The following is a 23,670-nucleotide window of genomic DNA, read 5'->3' as shown; positions in this document are numbered from 1 at the left end:
CGAACGCGGGGGAGCGGCATCAGTCCTGGCGGCTGGTGACTTCCAGCAGGTGGTAGCCGAACTGGGTCTTCACCGGACCCTGCACGACGTTGAGCGGCGCGCTGAATACCACGGTGTCGAACTCCTTGACCATCTGGCCGGGGCCGAACGAGCCCAGGTCACCGCCCTGGCGGCTGGACGGGCAGGTGGAGTTGTCCTTGGCGACCTGGGCGAAATCGGCGCCGCCTTCGATGGCAGCTTTCAGCTCGTTGCACTTAGCTTCGGTGGGAACCAGGATGTGGCGGGCGGTGGCTCGGGCCATGGGGTAATACTCCGTCTTGAGAAGTCGTCGAGCCTACCGCAATCGAATGCGATCCGAAATGCCGCGTCGCCTAGGGTCTGTTGCCATTTCGTGCGTGGCCGCGCCGGCGCCTGTTTTTACGCGAGGCAAGGCATGAGAGAAGTTTGGCGGGCTATGGCGAGGAGCAGCAACGCCGTATCGGAGCCCTGAGCGCCGAAATTGACTAACTGAACTGACCAGACAGACCACTAGGCTGCCTGCTCCTTCGCCTTCGTCATGGCGAGGTAGTGCTGCAGCCGGGCCGTTTCCTGATCGGTGAAGACCAGGCCGAGCTTGGTGCGGCGCCAGAGGATGTCGTCCGGGCGGGTCGCCCATTCCTGATGGCGCAGATAATCCACTTCCTGCGTGTACAGGTCCTGGCCTATCAGCTCGCCCAGCTCGTTCACCGCGCGCGCTTCGCCCAGCATGTGCCAGACCCGGCTGCCGTAAAGGCTTGCCCAGCGCCGCGCCAGCGCCAGGTCGATGCCCTCGATCTTCGCTACCAGCTCTTCGGCCAGCGCATCGGGGCCGCTCAGGTCTTCGCCGCCAGGCAGTGGTGCGGTTCGCGTCCAGCGTCCGCCCATGTTCGGGAAGAAGGGCGCGAGTTGCACCAGCGCCGCCTCGGCCAGTTTGCGATAAGTGGTGAGCTTGCCGCCGAATACCGAGAGCAGCGGCGCCTGGTGCTGTTCGGCCGACAGGGACAGGGTGTAGTCACGGGTGATCACCGAAGGGTTGTCCGACTCGTCGTCACACAACGGCCGCACGCCGGTGAATGTATGCAGGATGTCCTCGCGCTCCAGCTGCTTGCGGAAATGCGCGTTGGCCACACCCAGCAGGTAGGCGATCTCTTCCTCGCTGATGCGCGCTTGTGCCGGGTCGCCGTGGTGTTCGCGGTCGGTGGTGCCGATCATGGTGTAGCGGCCCATGTAGGGGATGGCGAAGACGATGCGGCGGTCCTCGTTCTGCATGATGTAGGCCTGCTCGCCCTCGTACAGTCGCGGCACGACGATATGGCTGCCCTGGATCAGGCGAATGCCGTACGGCGAGCGCTGCTGCAGGTTATCGTCGATGAACTGCGCCACCCAGGGGCCGGCGGCGTTGACCAGCGCCTTGGCGCGCAGGGCGAAACGGGTGCCGTCTTCGCGCTGCAGCTCGACGTGCCAGATGCTGCCGGCACGCCTGGCGCTCAGGCATTGGGTGCGGGTATGGATGTGCGCACCATTCTCGCGGGCGGCCATGGCGTTGAGCACTACCAGTCGCGCATCGTCGACCCAGCAGTCGGAATATTCGAATCCGCGCCGGATCGCCGGCTTCAGCGGGCTGTCGTCGCCAAAGCGCAGGCTGCGCGAGGCGGGGAGCTTCCTGCGTTTGCCGAGGTTATCGTAGAGGAACAGGCCGGCCCGGATCATCCACGCGGGGCGCAGGTGCGGCCGATGTGGCAGCACGAAGCGCATCGGCTTGACCAGGTGCGGCGCCTTGGCCAGCAGCACTTCGCGTTCGGCCAGCGCTTCGCGGACCAGGCGGAACTCGTAATGTTCGAGGTAGCGCAGCCCTCCGTGGATCAGCTTGCTGCTGGTGGAGGAGGTGTGGCTGGCAAGGTCGTCACGTTCGCAGAGGAATACCGAAAGTCCGCGTCCGGCCGCATCGGCGGCGATGCCCGTGCCGTTGATCCCGCCGCCGATGACGGCGATATCGTAGAGCTCGGAGATGGCACGGGCGGCATCGGTCACGGAATTCTCCTCGGTTACGAACATTCATTTTCGAATGTGAACATCGTAGTGCGGGAAGATTCCACTCGCCAGAGTTTTGATTTCGCTTTTTATGCTTAAAGAAAATAAACGAAACAAATCTGGCTTCTATTGCGGCTGGTCAAACGGGCGGGTGCGTTCGTAGACGGCATGCGTTCACTCAAGCACGTTCGCCCCGAGATCGGGGCTCCCACGAAGTGATGGTGCCCGGAAAATCCGTGGGAGCCGCGCCCTCGCGGCGAAGGCAGGCGTTGCGAACTGGAAGTCGAGCCCAGATGCGTTGTGTCAGCCGGTCACTTCCAGCCTGACTTCGTGGCGGGCCAGCAGCTCTCTGAAAGCCTCCGTCGGCTGGGCTTCGGTGAACAGCATGTCGATCTGGTCGAGCGAGCCGAGGCGCGTCATGGCGTTGCGGCCGAACTTGCTCGAGTCCGCCGCCAGGTAGACCTTGCGTGCGTTGTCGATGATGGCCTGGGACACGCGGACTTCCTGGTAATCGAAATCCAGCAGGGTGCCGTCCTCGTCGATACCGCTGATGCCAATCAGGGCGAAGTCGACCTTGAACTGGCTGATGAAGTCGGCGGTGGCCTGGCCGACCACGCCGCCGTCGCTGCGCACGTTGCCGCCCGCGATCAGCACATCGAAATCTTCCTTGGGGCTGAGGATGCTCGCCACGTGCAGGTTGTTGGTGATGATCTTGAGGCCGCGATGGTTGAGCAGGGCGTGCGCGATGGCTTCGGTGGTGGTGCCGATGTTGATGAACAGCGACGCCTGATCGGGAATGTGCGTGGCCATGGCATCGGCGATGCGCCGTTTCTCGTCGCGCATCTGCCGGGCGCGCTGGGTGTAGGCGGTGTTCTGCACGCTGGAATCGTGGGCCGCGCCACCGTGGTAGCGGCGCAGCAGGCCGGCCTCGCCGAGCTGGTTGATGTCGCGGCGGATGGTCTGTGGCGTCACCGTGAACTGCTGCGCCAGCTCCTCGATGCTGACGTAGCCGCGTTCGCGCACCAGTTCGAGAATGCTCAGCTGTCGTGGGGCCAGGTTCATGGGCGCTTCCTTGTTGTCGACTGGCGGGAAGCATGCCGCAGTCCGGCGCTCGATAAAAGAATTGTTCGTTTGCGAACAGGTCCCGGCCCCGAAGGCATGCCGGGGCCGGGGTTGGCAATGGACAGTGCCGCTTGCGTCAATCCTCCGCCCAGTCGCGGGTTCGGCTGACGGCTTTCTTCCAGCCCTTGTAGAGCGCTTCGCGTCTGTCGTCGTCGCAGGCGGGTTCGAAGACGCGTTCGATGCTGGCCTTGCTGCGCAGCTCTTCCAGGCTGCTCCAGAAGCCGGTCGCCAGACCCGCCAGGTAGGCGGCGCCCAGTGCGGTGGTTTCCTTCATGCGCGGGCGTTCGACCCGGGTGCCGAGCAGGTCGGCCTGGAACTGCATGAGGAAGTTGTTGGCCACCGCGCCGCCGTCCACCCGCAGCGAGCGCAGCTGCTCGCCGGCGTCCTGCTGCATGGCATCCAGGACGTCGCGGGTCTGGTAGGCGATGGATTCCAGCGCGGCGCGGATGATGTGGTCGACCTTGACGCCACGGGTCAGGCCGAACAGCGCGCCGCGCGCACGCGGGTCCCAGTAGGGCGCGCCGAGGCCGGTGAAGGCGGGCACCAGGTAGACGCCATTGCTGTCCGGCACCTTGGTGGCGAAGTATTCGGAATCGAGCGAATCGTTGATCACCTTCAACTCGTCGCGCAGCCACTGCACGGTGGAACCGCCGTTGAAGATTGCGCCTTCCAGCGCATACTGGACTTCGCCCCGGGGGCCGCAGGCGATGGTGGTGAGCAGGCCGTGCCGGGACTGCACCGCCTTGCCGCCGGTGTTCATCAGCAGGAAGCAGCCGGTGCCATAGGTGTTCTTGGCCTGGCCCGGCTCGACGCACATCTGCCCGAACAGTGCGGCCTGCTGGTCGCCGGCGATGCCCGCGATGGGAATGCCGGTGCTCTGGCCCGAACCCAGGTAGGCGTGGCCGTAGATTTCCGACGACGAGCGCACCTGCGGCAACATCTCGCGCGGGATATCCAGTGCCTGCAGCATGACCGGGTCCCAGTCCAGCTTGTGAATGTCGTAGAGCAGGGTGCGCGAGGCGTTGGTGTAGTCGGTGACGTGGGCCTTGCCCTGGGTCATCTTCCAGATCAGCCAGCTGTCGACGGTGCCGAACAGCAACTCGCCGCGCCGCGCACGCTCGCGGCTGCCCTCGACGTGATCGAGAATCCACTTGATCTTGGTGCCGGAGAAATAGGGGTCGATCACCAGCCCGGTGGTCTGGCGGATGTGCGCTTCCAAGCCGTCACGCTTGAGCTGATCGCAGACCGACGTGCTCTGGCGGCTCTGCCAGACGATGGCGTTGTAGATGGGGCGGCCGGTGATCCTGTCCCAGACGATGGTGGTCTCGCGCTGGTTGGTGATGCCGATGGCCGCCACCTGCTCGTTGGTGATGCCGGCCTGGGCCAGGGCCTCGACGAACACGGCGCTCTGGGTGGCCCAGATTTCCATGGGGTCATGCTCGACCCAACTGGGCTGCGGGTAGATCTGCGCGAATTCGCGCTGGGCGATGGTGACCACGTTGGCGTTGCGGTCCAGCACGATGGCACGGGAACTGGTGGTGCCCTGGTCGAGGGCGACGATGAATTGCTTGTTGTTCGGGTCGCTCATGATGAGATTCCTTGACGAGCCTCTTGGGCTTTGACATCGATTTACGGAGCGCTCGCCCCAGGCGCCTCGGCGATCATCTTCAGCAGAATAGCGGGTTCGAAAATGTTCGGAATCGAAAACTTAGTGTTCGGGACGGGACCTGTCAAAGAAACCCGGCTCACTCTTCAGCTTGCAGCCTGATCAGCGTTTCCCGATCGGCTTCGCCGCCATAGAAGGCATCCAGCACTTGCTGGAAAACGGTCCGCTCGGGGGCCACCGCCGCGAACAGCGTCATACTCGAGCGCAGCTTGAGATCGTCCGGCGAGCCGAGGATCTGCCGTGCGGTGCGCTCCCTGTGCGGCAGCAGTGCTCGCGCGCATTCATCCAGTCGCGGCCCCAGCAGTGGATGCCGCAGGTAGGCGAGCGCCTCGTCGCGATCGGCGATGGCGTAGCGCTGGGCCCTGGCGCTATGGCCCAGACCCGCGATCTGCGGGAAGACGAACCACATCCAGTGGCTCTGCTTGTACCCCGCCTGCAATTCCGCCAGGGCGCGCGCGTAGAGGGGGTGTTGGGCATCGACGAAGCGTTGCAGGTCAGGCATTCAAACGTCCCCTTGAACATCGAGCGTTCTCATCGGATTCGCTGGCGCAGATCGGGTTCATGGCGGTGCGCGTTTACCCTCCGTTTACACCGGACTGACGGCAACTGACGCTGCGGCGGCGTTTCATGGAGACGGGGAATGTCCCCTGTCGTGAAAGGAGAGTCCCATGTTCAGTCGCATACTCAAGGTCGGCCTGTTGGCCGGTTGTCTGGTCGCTGCCGGAACCGCCTCGGCCGCCGACCGCAACGTCGTGGTTCCGGTGCTGGCCGGCGCGGCGGTCGGTGCGGTGCTGGTCGCGGTGTTGGCGGATTCGTCGGATGATCGCCACCGCCATCACACCGTGCGTCACCATCACCGGCCAGCACCACCCAGGTATCACCTTCACCATCCCCGACATGCGCCGCGCGGGGTGAAGCACGGCTACCCGCGCAAGCACTACGTCGTGGTGGAACGCCATGGATACCGGGGAGGGCGGTACTAAAAGCTTCGCGCCGGGGCGGCGCTCCCAAGGGACGGTGTGCACCGAGTTTGCCCATGTGAGCGCCGCGCCCTCGCGACGAAACGGCAACAGGCCTACGGGCGCTGGTTGCGAAAGCAGCCCTGGCACAGGCGGAACTGCCGGCTGAGCACCGGCATCGCTTTGCCGCACTTCTGGCAGTTGCTGGATTCCCCCGATACGCGCCGGCGGTCCGAGCTACGCGGTTTGCGCCGTCGTGACAGCTCGCGGGTGATCGCCTCGTTGAGCAGGCTGCGGTGTCCTTCGGCCTGTTCCAGCGCGGGGAAGTGCGCCGGCAGCGTGCGAGCCAGGTGCAGGTAGGTCTCGATGATGTGCAGCGTGCTTTCCAGGGTGGCCAGGTCGGCCTCGATGAACAGGCGCGGCAGCTCGACCGGCTTGTCTTGCGCGACCTTCTTCAGCCATTGCTGGGCGTGGGTAGCGGCCGGGCTGTCGAGGCCGCCGCGGATCGGCGTGCAGGCGAATATCCAGCGTAGGCGCAGGTCGATCTGCGGGTCGTCGATCAGCTTGATCCATTCGGCCAGCTCGTCCGGCAGGATGGAGATGAATTCCGCGCCGTAGTTGATGTTGCGGTTGAAGGTCAGCCAGGCGCGCAGCAGGCTGGGGTCGCCCATCAGTTCGGCGATGGCCTGCAGGTGCTCGATGGAGGGTCGCACCTGGAACTGCGACAGGTCCACCGGCTGGTCCGGGGTGTAGAACAGCTGCCGGATCGCTTGCAGCGTCTGGCCATCCAGCGCGGTGATGGTGCCGCTGTCGTGATGGCCGAAGCGCCCGGCGCGCCCGCCGATCTGCTTGACCTCCTGCACCCTGAGCTGGCGGTTCTGGATGCCGTCGTATTTTTCATCCGTGTAGAAACACAGGGTATGCGCCGGCAGGTTGAGGCCCATGCCCACCGCATCGGTGGCCACCATAAGATCCGCTTCGCCTTCGCGAAAACGCCGGGCCTGCTCGCGGCGCACTTCCGGCGACAACGCGCCGTAGACCACCGAGACGCTCTTGCCGGTCATCTCCAGCAGCGCCTTGAGTTCCAGTACCGTCTTGCGGCTGAAGGCCACCAGCATCGAGCCTTCGTCCAGTTGCTTGAGCGAGGTGGCGCGGCGAGCCACTTCCACCGGTGACAGACGCTTGGTGCGCTTGACCACCAACTGATCCTCGCAAAGGTCGCACAACGTCTTCAGCGAGGGCTGGATCAGCATCGGCCCGGTCATCATCAGCTCCGGCGTGTAGGCGCTGACCAGCGCATCGACCCAGGCCCAGCCGCGTTGCGAGTCGGCCATCATCTGCACTTCGTCGACCACCACCACGTCCCAGTGCTGGTGGCGAAAACGGGCGAACTCCTCGACGGTGCAGCAGAAATGGGTGGCGCCCTCGCGAATGATCTCTTCCTCGCCGGTGACCAGCGAGCAGGGCACGCCCATGGACTCGATGCGCTCCTGGTTCTCCAGCGCCATCAGCCGCAGTGGCGAGAGGTAGATGGCGCGCTCGACGCTGGTCATCGCCTCGATGGCCCGGTGCGTCTTGCCGCTGTTGGTGGGGCCGAGCAGGGCGGTCCAGGTACGGGTGATGCGCCGCGCCGCGTAGAGCTTGTGGTAGTGCATGAAGCGCGGGTCGTTCTCCAGCAGCACCGCGAAGGCCATCTTTTCCTTGTGGTTCTGGCGGGCGAAGCGGAGGGTGCGGCGCAGCTTCTTCGGCTCCATCATGAAGACTTCGGTCAGGCGCTTCTCGCCCAGTACCTGCAGGTCGAAGTCGTCGGCTTCCTCGATCATCATCTCGAACTTGGCGACCAACGCCTGGCGATCCTCTTCCTTGAGTTCGGCCACTTCCCGCGTGCTGAGCACATGGCCCTGGCCGGACGGGATGCGCCGCTGCATGTCCAGCGCGAGCTCGCCGTGACGCAGCTCCACCACATAGCGCAGCTCGTGCATCACCTCGTTGACGATGTCGGCGGCCTTGGCGGTGAAGTCGTCGAGCCGGGCCAGGCGGGGCGGCACCCGGTCGAGAATGCGTGCCTTCTGCTCTTCACCGAGGCTGGCGAAGGGCTTTTCCAGGATGCGCAGGCGGCTCAGGACCAGCTCCTCGATGGCACTGCGGACATGGGCTTCGAATTCATCGGCCGACGTGCTGTCGGGAATGCGCAGCGCCAGCTCGGGCTCCAGCAGGTTCTGTACCGGGCCGCAGTCGAACGCTTTCTCGATGCCGTGGACATCGACATTGCAGCTGAATTCGTTCAGGTCGCGCTTGAGCAGCCGGCCAAGCAGCCCGGCCGGCTCGTCGGCCAGCAGCACGGAGTCGACCGCTGCCTTGTCCAGCCCCAGCCAGAACAGCCGGGCGGCGCGACCGATCTCCGGCGGCTGGTGGCCGATGTAGGTGGTGAACCATTTTTCCGGGTGTTTCTTCTTCGGGACGAAGTCGGGATGGCGCTCGGTGGTCCAGTCCAGGAAGCGTTGCAGCCGCTCCAGGCTGATGGTGTTGCGGTGTTTACCTTCGGCCCTGCGCATGATCGACGCCTCACTGATCAGTTGAGCTGAGAGTTTGGACAATCGAGGAGGCAAATGCGATCACCAATGGATTGCGTCCTGCACCTGCCAGGTGCCGGCGGTCAGTCGGGCGGATAGCGAAGCGCCCGTCAGGGTCATTCATACGAACCCGCGCGAACGGGGAGAACGGAGCCTGGCACATGATTAGCGATAGCCCGATATTTCTCGGCACGGCCGGCTGGAGCCTTCCGCGCGAGCACTGGGCGGCCTTTGCCTCCGAAGGCAGCCAGCTGCAACGCTACGCCGGCCGTTTCGCGGCGGTGGAGATCAACAGTTCCTTCTACCGTCCCCACCGACCTGCGACCTATGTGAAGTGGGCCGAGAGCGTGCCGGCGGCGTTTCGTTTCTGCGTCAAGGTGCCCAAGCAGATCACTCACGAGCGGCGGCTGGTCGACTGCGACGAGCTGCTGGCGCGTTTCCTGTCCGAATGCGGTGAGCTGGGTGAGAAGCTGGGTTGCCTGTTGCTGCAGTTGCCGCCGTCGCTGGCCCTTGACCCGGCCAGCGCTGCCCGCTTCGTCGAGGCGCTGAGGGCGCGCCATGAGGGGCCGGTCGTCATCGAGCCCCGACATCGCAGCTGGCTCGACGCCGAAACGCTGTTAGGGTCTGTTCCCGTTTCGTACGCGTCCGCGCCGGAGCCTGTTTTTGCGCGAGGCAAGGCATGAGGAGGGAGGTTTGGTCATTCCACATGAACGACGAATAACGCTGCATCGCGCAAAAACAGGCCCGGCCCGAAGGGGTGCGCGGCAAATGTCGCCGGGCGGCGTTGCGGGACTTGGCAAGGGAGCAACCATTGCCTGCGTCCCGCGCCTTGCCGGGCGACATTTGGCGCAGCAGCGCGGATTGCGACGAAACGGGAACAGACCCTAGAGCAGGCGCGCATCGCACGCGTCGCCGCCGACCCGGCACCCTTTGCCGAAGCGGCCAGGCCAGGCGGCTGGACAGGGTTTCGTTATTACCGCCTGCACGGTTCGCCGCGCATCTACTACTCCGCATATGGCGGTGACCGCCTCGCCTCCCTGACCGAGCGCCTGGTCGAAGCGCCGAAGGGCGTCGATACCTGGTGCATCTTCGACAACACGGCCAGCGGGGCGGCGGTTGCCGATGCGCTGCACATGCAGCGTTTGCTCAGCGCGCATTAGCAGGCCGTTGAAAAACTACCTACGTTTCAACGACCTGTTACGTCGCCGCAAAGAACACGCCACGATCTCAGCCGTTCACCACCTTGCCACCGTTGATATGGATCGTCTGTCCGCTGACATAGGACGAGTCCTCGCACGCCAGATAGACATAGGCCGGACCCAGCTCGGAAGGCTGGCCGCAGCGGCCCATGGGCATCTGGCTGCCGAAACCTTCGAGCATCTGCGGGTCGTACCGGCCGATGGTGGCCGGTTGCAGCGGGGTCCAGATGGGGCCGGGCGCGATCTGGTTGACGCGTATCTCGCGCTCGATCAGTTGCTGGGAAAGCGCACGGGTGAAGCCGTCGATCGCGCCCTTGGTCGCGGTGTAGTCGACCAGCAGTGGGTGGCCGATGAACGAGTTGATCGAGGTGGTGTTGATGATCGAAGCACCGGCCTTCAGGTGGGGCAGGGCGGCGCGCGTAAGGTAGAAATAGCCATGGATGTTGGTGGCGAACGTCGTCTGCCACTGCTCGTCGGTGATGTCCTCGAGCCGTTTCTGCACGACCTGGCGCCCCGCGTTGTTGACCAGCACGTCGAGCCGGCCGAAGGTCGCGATGGTGCGTTCGACCGCACCGTTGCAGTAACGGCTGTCGCGGATATCGCCGGGCAGCAGCAGGCAGCGTCGACCCTCGGCTTCCACCATGCGCCGGGCGTCTTCGGCATCCTCGTGTTCGTCGAGGTACATGATCGCCACGTCCGCGCCTTCGCGGGCGAAGTGCACCACCGCCGCCCGGCCGATGCCACTGTCGCCGCCGCTGACCAGCGCGACCTTGCCGGCCAGCTTACCGCTGCCTTCGTAGCCGTCGCGGATGAACTCGGCCGGCGGCTGCATCTCGCGCTCCAGACCGGGCTGACGGTCCTGTTTCTGAGCAGGAATCTTCGGGTAAGCCATACGCGCTCCAGTGAGAGTGGATTCAACAGGTACGGCTGATGCCGGGCAGGAAAGTTTCGGCAGGACGCTGAACGGTGAGGTGAATTGACGATGATCAACAAGCGCTGGATGGCCGCTTGTGGCACATGGCCATAGGCGGCCTGCTGGCTTATAGTCGCGCTCGCCACGGATGGCCGTCGGCTCCCAGCGCAGGAGTCGATCGGCGCCGTTCGCCAATACTCACGAGGGAACAGATGATGAAACTCAAACAACTGCTGGTGGTGCCACTGACCGCCGTACTGCTGTCCGCCTGTACCGCTACCACCTCGCTACGCTCCAGCGATCCGAGCCTCGCGGTGAAGATCAACAATGACGCGCCGCTGGTGCTGAAGAACCCCGTCAGCAAAACCTACAAGGCCACCAGCTTCGGCCAGTACCGCTTCCGTGCCACGCAGGAAGGCATGGAGCCCATGTACGGGCTGATGCCGCTCAAGTTCAACAGTGGTTATCTGGTCGCCGACATCCTGTTCTTCGCCCCGGCTGCCTTCTACAACCTGCGCGAGGTCTACCCGTTCTACGAGTTCGACGTGGCTCAGGGTGTGGTGCGTTACAAGAAGAAAGAGAGCGATCAGTGGACCAGCTACAAGCCGACCGCCGCCGAGGTAGAGCGAGCGCAGGCCTACTTCTCTGAATAAACTCGCCTTCATCGCCGCTTCTCTCCCGCCGAGAGGAGCGGCTGCGGTGAAAGATTTCGTCAGCGCTGCGGCCGGCGAATGGTCTTCATCAGGTCCTCGGGGCTGATCTGCCCGACCACGCTGGCCGCGCTGCCCGGCTGCGGCAGGTTGAGGATGTTGCCCTTGATCTTGCCGATCACATGCATCTCGCAGGGCTTGCAATCGAACTTCAGCGTCAGCACCTCGTCGCCGTGCACCAGCTGCATCGGCGCGACCTTGGTGCGCACGCCGGTGACGCCCTTGGCCTGCTTGGGGCAGAGGTTGAAGGAGAAGCGCAGGCAGTGCTTGGTGATCATCACCGGCACTTCGCCAGTTTCCTCGTGGGCCTCGTAGGCCGCATCGATCAGCTGCACGCCGTAACGGTGGTAGAAGGCCCGGGCCTTCTCGTTGTAGACGTTGGCAAGAAACGACAGATGCGACTCGGGGTATACCGGCGGCGGCACGCTGACCGGCTTGCGGCTGCCGAGTGGGCGCATGGCTTCGCGGGCGACGGTCAGCGCCTCGATGGCTTCGCGGCGCAGGGCCTTGAGTTGTGAGTTGGGAATGAAGAACGCCTGGGGTGCGTCGATTGCCACCTCTTCGGCGTGGTAGATCGTCGTACCCAGCTGGCGCAGCAGGTCGGTGATCTGGGCGGGCATCTGCTCGGGCTTCTTCGCCTCGCCGAAGGGGCCGGGCAGAGCCACCGTGGCATAGGCGCCTTCTTCGCTGGTGACGTGCAGCTCCAGCCCGTCCGCGCGCAACTTCGCCAGCCAGCGCACGCCCACGCGACGTTCGGCGGAAGTCTTCAACAGCGCCTGCTGCCAGTTGTGGTCCAGGTTGCGATTGAGCGGATGGTTCGGTCGCAGCTGCTTGAGCGCTGCCGGCATCTCGTTGGGCTCGACACGGTACTGCCAGCGGGTTTCGCCGTCTTCTTCGAGTTCCTTCAGCGGCTCGACCACGCTGGCGCGAAAGCCCACCACCTCGCGCTTGACCAGCACATTGAGGCCATCGCCATTGCTCAGCGGCTCGCTGGTCTGGGCGATGAAATCATGCTTGCCGACCTTGAGCACTTCGCCTACCGGCAGGCCGGTGAAGGTCGGCGAATCGAAGGCGCCGATGTCGATCTTGCGGTCGGTGACGAAGTAGTCGGTGCTGCCGCGGTGGAAGGTCTTGTCCGGGTCCGGCACGAAGAAATGCTCGGTGCGGCCGCTGGAGGCGCGAGCCAGGTCGGTGCGGTCTTCGAGGATGTCGTCGAGGCGCTGGCGGTAGTAAGCGGTGATGTTCTTCACGTAGCTCACATCCTTGTAGCGGCCTTCGATCTTGAACGAGCGCACGCCGGCCTCCACCAGCGCGCGCAGGTTGGCGCTCTGGTTGTTGTCCTTCATCGACAGCAGGTGCTTGTCGAAGGCCACCACGCGTCCCTGGTCGTCCTTCAGGGTGTAGGGCAGGCGGCAGGCCTGGGAGCAGTCGCCGCGGTTGGCGCTGCGCCCGGTCTGCGCATGGCTGATGTTGCACTGCCCGGAGAACGCCACGCACAGCGCGCCATGGATAAAGAATTCCAGGGTCGAATCCACCTGCTCGTGGATGGCGCGGATTTCCTGCAGGTTCAGCTCGCGCGCCAGCACCAGCTGGGAGAAGCCGGCCTGGTCGAGGAACTTCGCCCGCTCCAGGGTGCGGATGTCGGTCTGGGTGCTGGCGTGGATCTCGATGGGCGGCAGGTCCATTTCCATGATGCCCATGTCCTGGATGATCAGCGCGTCGACGCCGATCTCGTGCAACTGGTGGATCAGCGTGCGCGCGGCTTCCAGCTCGTCGTCGTGGAGGATGGTGTTGAGCGTGACGAACACCCGCGCATGGAACAGATGGGCGAATTCCACCAGCCCGGCGATATCCTCGACGCTGTTCTCGGCATTGTGCCGCGCGCCAAAACTCGGCCCGCCGATGTACACGGCATCGGCGCCATGCAGGATGGCCTCCTTCGCGATGGAGACGTCCCGTGCGGGACTCAGCAGTTCGAGGTGGTGCTTGGGTAGGGACATGCGCGCGGACCGGGTGCAAGGCGAAAAGGAGCATTGTAATGGCTTGGGACGGGTTTGGGTTTTGCATCGGCTGTGTGGTGGTCTGGGGTAGTGCGACTGGACGCGGGAGCGGCCGGGGGCGTTCCCACGCGGGAGCGTGGGGACGATCATGGAAAGTACCGGCCCGATCGTTCCCATGCACCCGCGTGGGAACGCTAACGGCCTGGGACCGGCTGACGTGCTCGCTCCTACGCTCCCGCGCGGGAGCGCCAACCCAGACGCTCCGCGTCACTGCTCAATACCATCGCGCGATCTGCAGAAGCCCCGGCTCTCCGGCGTAGCTGCGCGCGCTGGAGTAGCGCCAGTGCTCCGGTCGATCCACATAACCCCGCCGCACCGGGTTGTAATGGATGTAGTCGAGCTTCTGGCGCATCACCGCTTCGCTGCAAACCAGCTCCGCGTGGCTGCCTTCCTGCCAGAACTGATGGTCGCGATCCTGCTTGTGCGCTCTTTTGCTCATGCGCAGCCGTTTCAGTGCTAGCCCGGCACCGATATCGTGCAGGTGTTCGATGATCTTGCGAGCCGTGAAAGACTTAAAGCCGGACACGCTACGAGACAGGTCGTCCGCTTGGGCCAGACAGTGCAGATGGTTCTCCATCACAACGTAGCCGTAGAGCTGCAGGCCTTGGTTTTCTTGCTGGTATCGCCAGCAGTCCAGAACGATCTCGACGAGGGCCGGACGGCTGAACAGTGGCAGCCACTCCATCACCGTGCAGGTGAGAAAGTGCGGCTGGTTGGGTTCCGTGATGATGTAGCGGCTGCGACCCATGAGTTCCTCCTTGAACTGGGTGAATGGACGCGGAGCATCCGGGGTGCGTTCCCACGCGGGAGCGTAGGAACGATCATAGGTCAGCGATCGTTCCCATGCTCCTGCGTGGGAACCTCACTGCGGCTGGTTGGGTTCGGTGATGATGTAGCGGCTGCGACCCATGAGTTCCTCCTTGAACTGGGTGAATGGACGCGGAGCGTCCGGGGTGCGTTCCCACGCGGGAGCGTAGGAACCATCATAGGTCAGCGATCGTTCCCATGCTCCTGCGTGGGAACGTCATGTCCTGGTCGCAGTGACGTTGTCGTGCTGCGCCGTGGGGCATAGAATTCGCGTTTCCAGCCCTCTACCTAGCGCTGTTCGCGAATCGGCAATCTTTTCGCGGCTATGCTGTTGGCTTCCCGGGGGCTGGTTCGCCTCCTTGCATCTCCCCAGGCTCGATCACCTCATGACCAATATGGAAACGACCGCTGCGAGCGGTCGCTGGCTCAGCGTCGTCGCGCTGGCGCTGGCCGCATTCATTTTCAACACTACCGAGTTCGTGCCGGTGGGGCTGCTCAGCGATATCGGGCGCAGCTTCGAGATGTCCACCGCTCACGTGGGGCTGATGCTGACGGTCTACGCCTGGATCGTCGCGCTGGCCTCGCTGCCGCTGATGTTGCTGACGCGCAACATCGAGCGGCGCAAGTTGCTGATCGGCCTGTTCCTGCTGTTCATCGGCAGCCATCTGCTTTCGGGTATCGCCTGGAGTTTCGAGGTGCTGCTGGTAAGCCGCACCGGCATCGCTTTCTCTCACGCGGTGTTCTGGTCGATCACCGCTTCGCTGGCGGTACGCGTGGCGCCGCAAGGCAAGGCCGCGCAGGCGCTGGGCCTGCTGGCCACCGGCACCACCATGGCGATGGTGCTGGGCGTGCCGCTCGGTCGGGTGATTGGCGGCATGCTGGGCTGGCGCACGACGTTCCTGATCATCGCGGTACTGGCGGGTCTGGCGCTGCTATGCCTGGCGCGAACCTTGCCGTTGTTGCCCAGCCAGAATTCGGGATCATTGCGCAGCCTGCCCGTGCTGTTCAAAAGGCCGCTGCTGGTGACCGTCTATGCGCTGACGGTGCTGGTGGTCACCGCCCAGTTCACGGCCTACAGCTACATCGAGCCGTTCACCCGGCAGGTCGCGCAGATGAGCGGCAACATGACCACCGTGGTGCTGCTGCTGTTCGGCGGGGCCGGCATCCTGGGATCGGTGCTGTTCAGCCGCTACAGCCCCCGTTATTCGCGCCCGTTCCTGTTCTGCTCCATCCTGATTCTGGCGCTGTGCCTGCTCTTGCTGCGTCCCTTGTCGGGCTCTATGCCGGCATTCCTGGCGATGAGCGTGGTCTGGGGGGCGGTGGTGCTGTGTTTCGTGCTGGCGTTACAGTCCCGGGTACTGCATTTCGCCTCGGATGCTACCGATGTGGCCATGTCGCTGTTCTCCGGGATATTCAATGTCGGCATCGGTGCCGGTGCCCTGCTCGGCAGCGTGGTCAGCCAGCAGATCGGGTTGGGGAGCATCGGCTTCGTCGGTGGCGGGCTGGGGCTGGCAGCGCTGCTGCTTTGTGGCGTCATGATGAAGCGCTTCCCGGCGGCGCCCAGGGTTTCACCTGCTGGTTAGTCGCCTCTGCCGGAATAACGCATGCGATGCGATTCAGGCATCGCGCAGCAGGTCATGGGCATCGAGCAGGCGGTAGGCGATCTCCGGTTGTCTTTCGAGGCCGCGGCGAATCGCGGCCGGGATCGCCTGTCGGGTCTTGCGGCACAGGCCCGGCTGCTGCTCGACGAAGTCGATGGCGATGCCGCGCATGCTGCGCACTTCGTTGTGGCTGGGGGAGATGCTCAGGCGGATGCCGAGCTGTTCGTACATCCGTTGCTGGAGGCGTTCCAGATCGGCCAGGCTGCGGATATTCTCCAGGCGTTCGAGCAGGCGCTGTTCTTCGTGGCGGGTCAGGCGCAGGATGCGCAGGTCCGCGCCGGGCTCTTCCAGCAACTCGTCGCGCCTGCAGGTGCAGGTGCCGGGTGGACAGGGTTGGCGAAGGGGCGGCAGGCTGTTCATGGCGTTCGATCATAGCCGAAGAACGGCCGGCTGCTCGCGCGATCACAGGTACTGTCCAGGTTGGGGGAAGGCTTCATGCGCATCGGGTCGTCGGTCATGGGTTTCGCTTTGCTGCTGCTCGCCGGTAATGCCGGCGCGGTCGAGGAGGTGCGGCTCGTCGAGTCGATTAACCTCTATCGCGGCGAGGTGCGCAGCTGTGCGGGGCAGTCGTTCGAGGCGTTGCCGCCGCTGGCAGCCGACGAGCGCCTGGTGCTGCCGGCGCAAGGGCGCGCGGAGCTGCATCGGGCGTTGGGCGCCAAGGCCTATCCGTTCACCAATGCGCAGGCGATCAGCCTGTCCGGGCCGCGCGACAGCCAGGCGGCCATGACCGCGCTGCAGGAAAGCTATTGCCAGATCCTGCTGGACCCGCAGTTCGTCGATATCGGCGTGAGCCGCGAAGGGCGCGACTGGCGCATTGTGCTGGCGCGGCCGCTGTTGAGCGGCAAGCTGGGTGCCTGGCAGGCGGAAGGGCAGAAGTTGCTCGAGGGGATCAACGCGGCACGCAGCCAGGCGCGACAGTGCGGAGCGCAAGCCTTCGACGCGGCGCCGCCACTGGCCTGGAACGCCACGCTCGGCGCGGCGGCCGAGGGTCACAGCCGGGCGATGGCCAACGGCAATTTCTTCAGCCATCTCGGCGATGACGGCCGCACGCCGGGCGACCGCGCGGAGCTGGCCGGCTATGAAGGCGGTGTGATCGGTGAGAACATCGCCGCGGCACTGGATACGCCGCGCCTAGTGGTCGAGGGTTGGCTGGCCAGCCCGGGGCACTGCGCGAACCTGATGAACCCGCACTTCAGCGAACTGGGCGCCGCCTATGCGGTCGATCCGCAGAGCGATGCCGGTATCTACTGGACCGCTCTGTTCGGAGCGCCCTGATCGGCAAATACCAGCGGCGGGCAGGCGTCCACCGCTGGCATGACGAGCCGAGCGCTCGAACCTCCGTTTCCCACTGCGAATGCCTTCCTTGACTGATCTTTCCCCCGTTACCGAAACCTTGCCGCCGGTTCTTGCCGGCCCATTGCTGCGCCGTGTCGAGCCCGCTCGGCTGGTGTTCTGGCTGGTCGCTTCCCGCCCGCTGGCGCTTGCGCTGGTTCTGCAGGGCGGGGCACATGCCCAGCCGCGCGTCATCCCGCTGGACGAGACGAACTGCCAGCGTCTGCCCATCGGTCGCGATGCGCTGCTGCATCTGGTCGATGTGACGCTGGATGAGGCGCTGCCGAGCGATTGCGTGATCGAGTACGACTTGCGCATCAGTGGCGAAGGGCTGGCGGAGCAGGGCATCGCAGACTGGGCGCCGCATCTGTTGTACGCGGGGAGGGCGCGGCCCAGTTTCGTCATCAAGTCCCGGCTCGACCGTGTGCTGCATGGCTCCTGTCGCAAGCCGCACCACCCGGCGGCGGATGGTCTGCTGTGCGTCGACGAGCTGCTCGCCCGCGAGCTCGACAATCCCACGAGCCGCCCCGCAGTGCTGCTGATGACCGGCGACCAGGTGTACGCCGACGATGTCGCCGGGCCGATGCTGGTGGCCATTCACGGGCTGGTGCGCCGCCTCGGTCTGTGCGGCGAGCGGCTGGAGGGCGCGGTGGTCGCCGACAGCGAGGAGCTGTTCAACCACCCGGCCACCTATTACCGGCGCGAGGATCTGCTTCCGGCGTTCAAGTCCAACGAGGCGCTGCGCGAACGCTTCTTCGGTGGCGTGGAAAAGCCGGTGTTCACCACCGCCAACGGGCACAACCACCTGATCACCCTCGGCGAAGTCATGGCCATGTACCTGCTGGTCTGGTCGCCGCTGCCCTGGTCGCTGATCGAGCCGGCGATGCCGCCGCTCGATGCCAAGCAGGCCGAGCGCTACCGCAGCGAAGAGAACTGCCTGCAAGGCTTCCGGCAGGGCCTGCCGCAGGCGGCCAGGGCGCTGGCGCACGTTCCTTCGCTGATGATCTTCGACGACCACGACATCACCGACGACTGGAACCTCTCGGCTCGCTGGGAGGAGACCGCCTACGGTCATCCGTTGTCGCGACGGATCATCGGCAACGCGCTGATCGCCTACCTGCTGTGTCAGGCCTGGGGCAACCAGCCGGAACGCTTCGGCGAACGGCTGGAGCAGACGCAACGGCTGCTGGAAACGGCGGCCGCCGGCCGGCTCGATTGTGCCGCCCAGGATCAACTGATCGACGAGCTGTTCCGGCTCGACGGCTGGGGCTATGAGCTGGCCACCGATCCGCCGCTGGTGGTGCTCGATACGCGCACCCGGCGCTGGCGCAGCGAGCGCAACCTCAGCCGCCCTTCGGGCCTGATGGACTGGGAAGCGCTCAGCGAACTGCAGCAGAACATTCTCGACAAGCCGTCGGTGCTGATCGTCTCGCCGCCGCCGATGTTCGGCGTCAAGCTGATCGAGGTGATCCAGCGCATCTTCAGCTGGGCCGGGCAGCCGCTGCTGGTCGATGCCGAGAACTGGATGGCGCACCGTGGCGCCGCTCACGTGATGATGAACATCTTCCGTCACTCGCGAACGCCCGGTAACTACGTGGTGCTGTCCGGCGACGTGCATTACTCCTTCGTCTACGAAGTGCACATCCGCTCCCGCGACAGCGGTCCGCAGCTCTGGCAGATCACCAGCAGCGGCGTGAAGAACGAATTCCCGCGGCGCCTGCTGGACTGGTTCGATCGCCTCAACCGCTGGCTCTACGCGCCCTGGTCGCCACTCAACTGGTTGACCAAGCGTCGGCAGCTGGAGGTGGTGCCGCGCCTGCCCGACCGCAGAAACGCCGGCGAGCGGCTGTGGAACGGTTCGGGCATCGGCCTGCTGGTGCTCGACCCCAGCGGCCGGCCGCTGGAGATTCATCAACTGAACGCCGATGGCTCTCCGCCAACGGCATTTCTCGCCGAGAGCTGAAAGCGCAGGCCTGCAATCGCTCCGCGCCTCCCACCATATGTGGGTGCGGCAATGATCTGTGCTCACAGGGCGGCGTGCATCCGTTGCAGCGGCTACTGTTTGAGCACACTCAACGGAGATCAGCCGATGAACAAGAGGTTACTTTCCATGGCCCTGGCCGGCACGGTCGGGTTTGCCGAGGCGGCGGTGGTGGCCAAACCAGTGGCTTATGAAATCGACGGCGAGGCCTTCGAGGGCACGCTGGTCTACGACGATGCGGTGACCACGCCACGGCCGGGGCTGGTCATGGTGCCCAACTGGCTCGGCGTTACCGACCGCGCCGCCAAGAAAGCGGCGCGTGCGGCCAGCGACAAATACGTGGTGTTCGTCGCCGACCTCTACGGCAAGGCGGTGCGGCCCAGCAACGCGGACGAGGCGAAAGCCGCGGCCTCGAGCGTGCGCGCCGACCGGCCGCTGATGCGCAAGCGCACCCAGGCCGCCGTCGATGCCCTGAAATCGCAGACCGGCAGCGTCGCGCTGGACAGTCGGAAGCTGGCCGCGATCGGCTTCTGTTTCGGCGGCGGGGCGGTTCTGGAGCTGGCCCGTTCCGGCGCCGACCTGTCCGCCTTCGTCTCCTTCCATGGCAACCTCGACACACCCAACCCCGCCGATGCGCAGAACATCAAGGCGCCGGTGCTGGTGCTGCACGGCGCCAATGACCCGAGCGTGCCGCAGCAGCAGGTCGATGGCTTCATTGCCGAGATGAAGGCCAGCTCCGCCGATTGGCAACTGGTCAGCTACGGCGGTGCGGTGCATTCCTTCACCGACCCTTACGCCAAGGTACCGGGGCGCAACGAATACCATCCCGTCGTGGCTGCGCGCGCATTCCAGGCGATGAACGCTCTGCTGGATGAAGTATTCGCGCAGCCCTGAGGTGGGGCACGGACTGCAGCCGGAAAACTGGATGATCGGTAGCCGGGCCGCCGAACGCGCGCGGCTGCCGGCCCCTCGAAGTAAATGACACTTCGCTTCCACAGAGGGATGCAGCATGGCCATCGACCCCAAGAACCCGAGCCCGGAACAACATCCCGATTCGCCGATGCCCGGCGAGCCGGACCCGCTCTCGCCCGGGCGCACCGATGTGAACCCGGACCGGGAACCCGGCATCAACGATCTGCCCGGCAACGAGGGCGTTCGGCCCATCGACCGGCAGGAAGGCATCATCGACCCCGAGCGCGTGCAGCAGGAAACCGACAACGCCGAGCGCGATGGAGTGATCAACCCGCGCTGAGCGGCGGCGAAATCAGGGAAGTGTGTGGTTCAGCGGCGGCGCCTAGTGGCACCTGCTGCGCAGTTCGGCGAGGGCGTTCAGCAGTGCCTGGTCCGCGCCGTCGAGGAGCGGCAGGGTATCGCCGAGACGGAGCCAGCATTCGTCCTGCCAGTTGAGTACGTTCAGCTGCCGCTCCCCCACAGCGACCCGACGGCGGCGCGGTTGCGAGCGTCGATCGCCGAAGTACGGCAGCAGCCGGTGGCTGATCCAGTGCATCAGGCGCTCGGCCACCGGGGACTCGCTGTGGAGTGCCAGGAGATGGACGTTGCGGATATCGATCCAGATGGTCGGACGTGGCTGGTTACCGAATACGAACCCTTCCAAATGGCAATGAGCGTGCAGCGCGCCGATGACATCGGCATAACCGAGCAGGCGAGCCAGGGGAGTACCTTCAAACAGCAGGATCCCGTCTCGACGGTGCAATACGGGAAGGGTGTGGCCTTCAAAGGCAAGATGATGAAGGACAGGCATTTCCATTACCTCGTGTCTTCAGTTTGCCGCCATTTCGCCGAGCACATTGCGGCAGAAATGACGCCAGGTGGGGCGGTGATCCGTTAGGTGGCTATTAATGAAATCACAAATTTCATCGTTTATGCAATTGAATGTTCAGAAGGCATGAGGGCGGAACTTAACGTCCGCCTCCATGAACGAAAAAACCGAATTTGCCCAGCGCTTGCGCAAGGCCATGCTCGCGGCCGGGTACCCTGATCGTCCTGCCGTTCTTGAACGGGAGTTCAACTCCCGTTATTGGGGACGCTCGGTTACCTTCCAGGCCGTATCACGTTGGCTGGGTGGAAAATCCATTCCCTCGCAGGACAAGCTTCAGGTCATCGCGCAATGGCTGAAGGTCGAGCCCCAGGCACTGCGTTTCGGTGATCAGGCCGTGTCGGCCATCCGCGAGCAGCGGGCGAAATGGCAGGACCCGGGCTTCTATCAGGAGCGCGAGGCCATCGATGCCTTCCTGGCGTTGCCGGTCGAGCAGCGCAAGGTGGTCCGCGAGGTGATCATGGCCTTCGCCAGGGCGGGCGAGGTCGATGAGCCGTCGGGCAAGGACGGCCGGAAGACCCGCTGACGGAATGCTCCACCAGCCGTCGCTACGACCCCCACCGAAGCCATGGGGAACCGCCGAGCCTGGCTCGTCTCGAGCTGCCGAAAGAGACGAAAGCGCTCGCTGGTGACAGCGGATATTTCTTTCAACTATGCTTGCCCGCACGTGGCGCCGGGCCCCTCTGGCGGTGAGCAATCCTCACCGTGATGTCGGAGTCACTAAGTTGATTTCTTGACTTAGGCAGACATACAGGGAGGGCTCATGACAGCTCTGCATGCGTTTTTGGCGACCCCGTTCCTCGGTACACCCTACTGGTTCTGGCTGGCATTCCTGGCCATCGTGCTCGCGCTGCTGGTCTTCGATCTCGGCGTGCTGCACCGCGACCAGCACGAAATCGAGATGCGCGAAAGCCTGCTGCTGTACAGCGGCTATTTCAGCGTCGGCATGGCGTTCGGCGGGTGGGTCTGGTGGCAGCTCGGCGCGACCAAGGCGCTGGAGTTCTACACCGGTTTCCTGGTCGAGCAATCGTTGTCGATGGACAACGTGTTCGTCATGGCGATGATCCTCGGCTTCTTCGGCATCCCCCGCAAATATCAGCACCGCGTCCTGTTCTGGGGCATCCTCGGGGTGATCGTGCTGCGTGCCATCATGATCGGCCTGGGCACGGCCCTGGTGCAGCAGTTCGACTGGATTCTCTACGTGTTCGGCGCGTTCCTGCTGTTCACCGGCGTCAAGATGCTGCTGAGCAAGGACCATGAAGAGCACCCGGACCTTTCACAGAATCGCCTGCTGGTGTTCCTGCGCCGGCACATCCGCGTGACTGACGAGCTTCACGAAGGGCATTTCCTGGTACGCCTGCACGACAAGGCCAGCGGCAAGACGCTGCTTTACGCCACGCCGCTGCTGCTGGCGCTCGTGCTGATCGAACTGGCGGACCTGGTGTTCGCCGTGGACAGCGTGCCGGCCGTGTTCGCCATCACCCAGGATCCGTTCATCGTCTACACCTCGAACATCTTCGCCATCCTCGGCCTGCGCGCGCTCTACTTCGCGCTCGCAGCGCTGATGCACCGCTTCGTGTACCTGAAGTACGCGCTCGCGATCGTGCTGATCTTCATCGGCGGCAAGATCTTCCTGCATGGCTTCATCAAGGTACCGGCGCTGCTGTCGCTCAGCGTGACGCTCGGCGTGCTGGCCGGCGGCGTGCTGCTGTCGCTGCTCAGGACGTGCGCCAGGGTCGATGGTTAGCGATGAAAGCCGTGCGACCGTAGGGTGGAAAACTCGCGCAGCGATTTTCCACCGAGGCATCAACGCCGAATCGTCAGCCCGATCAGCCGCGAAACCACCAGGGCGATGTACATCACGCCAGCGAACTGCTCGAGCATCACCAAGGCACGCGCCATCGGCGTAACCGGCAGGATGTCGCCAATGCCAACGCCGGAGAGGATGGTGAAACTCAGAAACAGCAGCTCCAGCCAGGTGCGTGGCGCATCGGGCTCATGCAATGCGGTGAAGCTGCCTGGTATCAGGAGTTGGCAGACGACGAAGCTGTAAGCGAAGGCCCAGGCCAGCAGGGTGAAGGTCGCGCCGACGGCGAACAGTTCGTCGGTGGTGGCGCGCTGGTCCTCCATCATGTAGGCGATCAGGCTGGCGGCGGCGTAGAAGTAGAAGGCCGCCTCCAGCGCTGCCAGTGTCAGCCTCAGCACAGGGTCGCTGCGCACTTCGCCGATGATGGTCAGCGCCAGGATGCATCCCGCCAGGGTGAGGGCTATCCAATGGATCGTCGGGCTGCGCCGCACCATCCGCAGGGCCGCCACCAGCACTACGATGCCGAACGCGCCCATGACCGCCCGCCCGCGGGACAGCTCCTCCAGAAAGGGATAGAGCAGGATGCCCAGCAGCTGGATGAACAACAGGCTGGCGGATGGATAGCGGACCAGAAACGATTGCTGGGCGTTCATGGGGGACGATCACCGGGAAGGGATTGAAGCGTACTGGTTCGCCTGCGCGCCTGGCCAGCGTTCGGCGCTCTGTTCATCGGCATCCTGGTGATCGCCAACGTTCAGGCCCTTTCCCTTTTTGCTCCCATGAAGCAGGATGCCGCCCGGCATGCGGTAGCAGGTGCCGTGCATGCGTTCCGTTCCAATCGAAGGCAGGTGAGTCGTGAGAAAGAAGAAGCCCGTGGACCCGGTTCGCCAGGCCGAAAAGAACCGTGCGCACCGGATTGGCTGGCTGATTGCGCTGGCAGGGATCATCTGTGGCTTCGTGCTGCTTGCGTTGAAGCCTGGCGCGTAGCGCGGTG

General features: G+C 64.6%; 23 protein-coding genes and 1 pseudogene. 12 read left to right on the top strand and 12 right to left on the bottom strand.

The window, feature by feature from the left end; translation table 11 throughout:
• Positions 1–19 precede the first annotated feature (19 nt).
• From EA795_RS10865 to EA795_RS10845, 5 genes are all read right to left on the bottom strand, one after another.
• Entirely contained in the window at positions 20–301 is a 282-nt protein-coding gene (locus EA795_RS10865; RefSeq protein ID WP_058074360.1) for a peptidylprolyl isomerase, read from the bottom strand.
• A gap of 227 nt (positions 302–528) precedes the next feature.
• Positions 529–2,073 carry a glycerol-3-phosphate dehydrogenase gene (gene glpD / locus EA795_RS10860; RefSeq protein WP_122077207.1) on the bottom strand — a complete coding sequence of 515 codons (1,545 nt, stop codon included), beginning with the start codon at positions 2,071–2,073 and terminating at the stop codon, positions 529–531.
• 279 nt (positions 2,074–2,352) lie between these two features.
• Positions 2,353–3,111 carry a DeoR family transcriptional regulator gene (locus tag EA795_RS10855; protein ID WP_122077205.1) on the bottom strand — a complete coding sequence of 253 codons (759 nt, stop codon included), beginning with the start codon at positions 3,109–3,111 and terminating at the stop codon, positions 2,353–2,355.
• Between the two features lie 136 nt (positions 3,112–3,247).
• Positions 3,248–4,759 carry a glycerol kinase GlpK gene (glpK, locus tag EA795_RS10850; protein ID WP_122077202.1) on the bottom strand — a complete coding sequence of 504 codons (1,512 nt, stop codon included), beginning with the start codon at positions 4,757–4,759 and terminating at the stop codon, positions 3,248–3,250.
• A gap of 157 nt (positions 4,760–4,916) precedes the next feature.
• Positions 4,917–5,339, bottom strand: a complete 423-nt coding sequence (locus tag EA795_RS10845; protein ID WP_058077526.1) for a DUF1810 domain-containing protein — start codon at positions 5,337–5,339, stop codon at positions 4,917–4,919.
• A gap of 166 nt (positions 5,340–5,505) precedes the next feature.
• Here EA795_RS10845 and EA795_RS10840 point away from each other — a divergent pair, with 166 nt between their 5' ends.
• Entirely contained in the window at positions 5,506–5,820 is a 315-nt protein-coding gene (locus tag EA795_RS10840; RefSeq protein ID WP_058077525.1) for a hypothetical protein, read from the top strand.
• A 92-nt stretch (positions 5,821–5,912) separates the two neighbouring features.
• On the opposite strand, the gene EA795_RS10835 is transcribed toward EA795_RS10840, so the two are convergent.
• A complete protein-coding gene (locus tag EA795_RS10835) occupies positions 5,913–8,351 on the bottom strand; it encodes a helicase-related protein (RefSeq protein ID WP_122077199.1) in 2,439 nt (812 codons plus the stop codon).
• 179 nt (positions 8,352–8,530) lie between these two features.
• Between EA795_RS10835 and EA795_RS10830 the strand changes: the two are divergent.
• Together EA795_RS10830 and EA795_RS10825 are read left to right on the top strand one after the other, a co-directional pair.
• Positions 8,531–8,986: pseudogene (locus tag EA795_RS10830) on the top strand (DUF72 domain-containing protein); the annotation flags it as partial.
• Positions 8,987–9,184: 198 nt separating this feature from the next.
• Positions 9,185–9,529, top strand: coding sequence for a DUF72 domain-containing protein (locus EA795_RS10825; RefSeq protein ID WP_432813940.1), 345 nt, complete (start codon positions 9,185–9,187; stop codon positions 9,527–9,529).
• A 67-nt stretch (positions 9,530–9,596) separates the two neighbouring features.
• Here EA795_RS10825 and EA795_RS10820 read toward each other — a convergent pair whose 3' ends face one another.
• Complete coding sequence (locus EA795_RS10820) at positions 9,597–10,460, bottom strand: SDR family oxidoreductase (RefSeq protein ID WP_014853588.1); 864 nt, start codon at positions 10,458–10,460, stop codon at positions 9,597–9,599.
• Positions 10,461–10,696: 236 nt separating this feature from the next.
• Here EA795_RS10820 and EA795_RS10815 point away from each other — a divergent pair, with 236 nt between their 5' ends.
• The gene (locus EA795_RS10815) at positions 10,697–11,134 is read left to right on the top strand and encodes a hypothetical protein (RefSeq protein ID WP_058077605.1); all 438 of its coding nucleotides are present in this window, start codon (positions 10,697–10,699) and stop codon (positions 11,132–11,134) included.
• Positions 11,135–11,193: 59 nt separating this feature from the next.
• On the opposite strand, the gene EA795_RS10810 is transcribed toward EA795_RS10815, so the two are convergent.
• Together EA795_RS10810 and EA795_RS10805 are read right to left on the bottom strand one after the other, a co-directional pair.
• A complete protein-coding gene (locus tag EA795_RS10810; protein ID WP_122077196.1) occupies positions 11,194–13,191 on the bottom strand; it encodes a peptidase U32 family protein in 1,998 nt (665 codons plus the stop codon).
• Between the two features lie 274 nt (positions 13,192–13,465).
• Positions 13,466–13,999 (bottom strand): REP-associated tyrosine transposase, encoded by a 534-nt coding sequence (locus EA795_RS10805; RefSeq protein ID WP_122077192.1) that lies wholly within the window; start codon positions 13,997–13,999, stop codon positions 13,466–13,468.
• A gap of 445 nt (positions 14,000–14,444) precedes the next feature.
• Here EA795_RS10805 and EA795_RS10800 point away from each other — a divergent pair, with 445 nt between their 5' ends.
• Complete coding sequence (locus tag EA795_RS10800; protein WP_376752515.1) at positions 14,445–15,641, top strand: sugar transporter; 1,197 nt, start codon at positions 14,445–14,447, stop codon at positions 15,639–15,641.
• A 33-nt stretch (positions 15,642–15,674) separates the two neighbouring features.
• Here the strand turns inward: EA795_RS10800 and EA795_RS10795 are convergent, their stop codons facing one another.
• A complete protein-coding gene (locus EA795_RS10795) occupies positions 15,675–16,079 on the bottom strand; it encodes a hypothetical protein (RefSeq protein WP_058077520.1) in 405 nt (134 codons plus the stop codon).
• Positions 16,080–16,154: 75 nt separating this feature from the next.
• On the opposite strand from EA795_RS10795, the gene EA795_RS10790 reads away from it, so the two are divergent.
• The 7 genes from EA795_RS10790 to EA795_RS10760 all read left to right on the top strand — a co-directional run bounded on the left by EA795_RS10790 (position 16,155) and on the right by EA795_RS10760 (position 22,616).
• On the top strand, positions 16,155–16,994 hold the full coding sequence (locus EA795_RS10790; protein WP_122077189.1) for a CAP domain-containing protein: 840 nt from the start codon (positions 16,155–16,157) through the stop codon (positions 16,992–16,994).
• A 79-nt stretch (positions 16,995–17,073) separates the two neighbouring features.
• On the top strand, positions 17,074–19,014 hold the full coding sequence (locus EA795_RS10785) for an alkaline phosphatase D family protein (protein ID WP_122077187.1): 1,941 nt from the start codon (positions 17,074–17,076) through the stop codon (positions 19,012–19,014).
• Between the two features lie 126 nt (positions 19,015–19,140).
• Positions 19,141–19,926, top strand: a complete 786-nt coding sequence (locus tag EA795_RS10780; RefSeq protein ID WP_240645004.1) for a dienelactone hydrolase family protein — start codon at positions 19,141–19,143, stop codon at positions 19,924–19,926.
• A gap of 115 nt (positions 19,927–20,041) precedes the next feature.
• Positions 20,042–20,284: a hypothetical protein gene (locus EA795_RS10775; RefSeq protein WP_014853579.1), complete on the top strand. Its 243-nt coding sequence runs from the start codon at positions 20,042–20,044 to the stop codon at positions 20,282–20,284.
• 45 nt (positions 20,285–20,329) lie between these two features.
• A complete protein-coding gene (locus EA795_RS21030; RefSeq protein ID WP_158601301.1) occupies positions 20,330–20,881 on the top strand; it encodes a hypothetical protein in 552 nt (183 codons plus the stop codon).
• Positions 20,882–20,966: 85 nt separating this feature from the next.
• Entirely contained in the window at positions 20,967–21,395 is a 429-nt protein-coding gene (locus EA795_RS10765; protein ID WP_122077181.1) for a transcriptional regulator, read from the top strand.
• Positions 21,396–21,632: 237 nt separating this feature from the next.
• Positions 21,633–22,616 (top strand): TerC family protein, encoded by a 984-nt coding sequence (locus tag EA795_RS10760; protein WP_122077179.1) that lies wholly within the window; start codon positions 21,633–21,635, stop codon positions 22,614–22,616.
• A gap of 59 nt (positions 22,617–22,675) precedes the next feature.
• Here the strand turns inward: EA795_RS10760 and EA795_RS10755 are convergent, their stop codons facing one another.
• Both EA795_RS10755 and EA795_RS21195 read right to left on the bottom strand, forming a co-directional pair.
• A complete protein-coding gene (locus EA795_RS10755) occupies positions 22,676–23,329 on the bottom strand; it encodes a potassium channel family protein (RefSeq protein ID WP_122077176.1) in 654 nt (217 codons plus the stop codon).
• Positions 23,330–23,338: 9 nt separating this feature from the next.
• Positions 23,339–23,623, bottom strand: a complete 285-nt coding sequence (locus EA795_RS21195) for a hypothetical protein (protein ID WP_170162223.1) — start codon at positions 23,621–23,623, stop codon at positions 23,339–23,341.
• Positions 23,624–23,670 lie beyond the last annotated feature (47 nt).

Source organism: Stutzerimonas nitrititolerans (assembly GCF_003696285.1).
GTDB classification, from domain to species: Bacteria; Pseudomonadota; Gammaproteobacteria; order Pseudomonadales; family Pseudomonadaceae; genus Stutzerimonas; species Stutzerimonas nitrititolerans.
This window is presented reverse-complemented; position numbering and strand designations above follow the sequence as displayed.